At 62.5% G+C, this 1,862-nt stretch carries 3 protein-coding genes; all 3 read left to right on the top strand.

What is annotated here, in order from left to right:
- The coding region (locus tag EN991_RS40135) for a DUF6505 family protein (RefSeq protein WP_245461161.1) at positions 1 to 209 on the top strand (209 nt) is incomplete at its 5' end.
- Positions 206 to 1,222, top strand: coding sequence for a DUF6352 family protein (locus tag EN991_RS34565; protein ID WP_127370406.1), 1,017 nt, complete (start codon positions 206 to 208; stop codon positions 1,220 to 1,222). The genes EN991_RS40135 and EN991_RS34565, both read left to right, overlap by 4 nt.
- Before the next feature lie 5 nt (positions 1,223 to 1,227).
- Positions 1,228 to 1,752, top strand: coding sequence for a DUF3305 domain-containing protein (locus EN991_RS34560; RefSeq protein ID WP_348630519.1), 525 nt, complete (start codon positions 1,228 to 1,230; stop codon positions 1,750 to 1,752).
- The last annotated feature ends 110 nt before the right edge of the window (positions 1,753 to 1,862 follow it).

Genomic DNA, 1,862 nt, shown 5'->3' with positions numbered 1-1,862 from the left:
CGCAGTCCCTGTGCAGTCATCCGCCGAACACCCTTGTTGCGCTGCACCGCGCTGGCGAGGAGGCGGGCATCCGTGAATCGTTCCGCACCCTGCACCGGAAGGTGAGCCGCCTTGATCCGGCGGCCGCATTCCGCATCATCGAGGTCGAGGGAGAAGAGGGTGCGATGGAAGAAGTCGACATCGTGGTGCTGGCGGGTAGGCACAAATGATAGATTTCTGGATTTCTTCGGGCCACCATCTGCTCGATCGCGACAAGGCAGGCCGGTTGATGGTGACTGATCCGTTCCTCAAAGCTTATTTGGCTCGCCCTGAGCTTCTGCCGCCGGAAGATGCGTGCGCGGCGGAGTTGCGGCTGCATCACGAGTTGCTGATGCACGATCCGCGCCGGCCGGTCGGGAACGAGGAGATCGCCGCGATCGACGACCCGGATGCTCGGGAAAACTGGGAGTTCATGATTGCCTTTCGCAATCGCCTTTTGGCAGCGCCGTCCCTCGAAGCCTGCTATCTCGAACTCGCGCGCGGCTCGGCTGCCGACATTCCGCCCCTGTTCATGAACCAGCTTGCGCAACTGGTGCTGCGCAATGCGCTTGACGGCGACGACGATCCCTTCGTGCTGCGTGCGGCCGAGCTGTTTTACCGTGCCCAGCGAGTGACCCTCCATGAAGGTGCGCTGCTGCTTGCAGATGCGGAAACCATTGAAGTCCACGAGCAGAACCGTCACGCCTCGCCTCTCCTGAACATGCTCGGAGGGCCTGCCGTCACCGAGCTGCAGATTCTCCAGGAGAAGAATGCCTGCAGCTATTTCGGCAGGAGCGATGCCTTTGACATGGTGCTTGGCCTCGGCGACGTCGACAGTCCGGCGCGGCGCGGCCTTGCCGCCGCGATCGAGGCCTGGATACGCCATCTGCTGGCCATTGAGGTGAGGGTTGAGCCGGTCGAGCGGACCGAGGACGACGATTGGGCATGGTTCGTCGGTCTGGACGCGGAGGCGACGCGTATCGGCAATGCGCTGTGGACAGGCGAGGACCTTGACCCTGAGGCGGCAAAGCGCATTATAGCTTTGTTTCGGCTCGACTTCTCCGAATTCGACGAAGTTAGGCCGGAAGTGGGTGCGCGGCCGATCTGGTTGATCATGGCGATGACATCCGACCGCATGGTTCGCATGAAGCCGCAGAACCTAATCGCCGGCCTGCCGCTTCGAGCCGCCACACCCGCAAGTTAGGCATTGTGGACAGTCAGGATTCCGAATTGGTTCGGGAAACAACTCAAGTCGGTGTCGTCGTCGAGCGACGGACTCTGCAGAACCCGTGGGTCGATCATGCCTGGATGCCCGTTGCGGTGCTCGTCGGCGTTCCGGTAGCCGCAGCTTGGACGGCGCTCGATGAAACCGCAACAGTAACCCGCTATTATGCGGGAGCGGCGGACATCGAGTTCTTCGGAGCGGACACGACGATGTACCGGGAGAACTTACGTTCTCAGCAGCCGAGCCTGTGGGGATCGCTCCGGCACACGAATGCGCCTCCCGGGGTCCTGCTGCAATTGGTAACCGCCGATCCCTCGGACGCCGAGTCGCTGACGGAGTCCGGCACCGACATCATCGAGGCGGTTCCGATGCCGTCCGAGATCCAGCAGCAGCTTGCCGCCTTCGTTGAAGCCCACCATGTCGAGCGGCCGTTCGTCAAGCGCAAGCGCGATCGGGCAAAGCTTGATGCGGGGCGCAATTGGCCTTCCGGGACTGGAGACAAGGAATGAGCGGCGGCAATGATAACATCTTCGCCCGCTGGTCGCGCCGGAAGCTGTCTGTGCGCTCGGCCGGACTTCAAGCAACGGACGACGAGAAGCTGGTACCTGACGCTGCGGCG

Origin of the sequence: Mesorhizobium sp. M7A.F.Ca.US.005.03.2.1 (genome assembly GCF_003997795.1) — a bacterium.
GTDB lineage: Bacteria > Pseudomonadota > Alphaproteobacteria > Rhizobiales > Rhizobiaceae > Mesorhizobium > Mesorhizobium ciceri.
Note: the sequence above shows the minus strand (reverse complement) of the source record. Positions and strands in the feature narration are given on the sequence as shown.

Excerpts from the sequence above, each read along its gene's own strand:
- EN991_RS34565 (WP_127370406.1), top strand. The coding sequence starts at position 206 with ATGATAGATTTCTGGATTTCTTCGGGCCACCATCTGCTCGATCGCGAC.